At 46.1% G+C, this 254-nt stretch carries 1 protein-coding gene; it reads right to left on the reverse strand.

Annotated elements, in window-relative coordinates; genetic code table 11:
- On the reverse strand, positions 1 to 234 hold a 234-nt coding region (locus tag MN204_RS21060), incomplete at its 3' end, for a hypothetical protein (RefSeq protein WP_249872996.1).
- Positions 235 to 254 lie beyond the last annotated feature (20 nt).

The following is a 254-nucleotide window of genomic DNA, read 5'->3' on the forward strand; positions in this document are numbered from 1 at the left end:
GGAGTAGATATCTTCGGAAGCATTCTGTATGTCATACACCCTAGCTTGCACGCTGTGCTTGGTGCCCAAAAGAATCCCCTTGCCCTCAAACTTCAACTCTGAAACTATCCCAGTCGACGATACTATGGAATACTTTCCATGCAATTCTGGATAGGGCGCTCCACTCCATATCCCTTTAACTTTGACATCAGGCACCGGTATTAAATAGTCTTCCTCATACTCATCGATATGCAAGATCGCATAGCCCCTCTGCT

Origin of the sequence: Oceanobacillus saliphilus, assembly GCF_023522835.1 — a bacterium.
GTDB lineage: Bacteria > Bacillota > Bacilli > Bacillales > Amphibacillaceae > Oceanobacillus > Oceanobacillus saliphilus.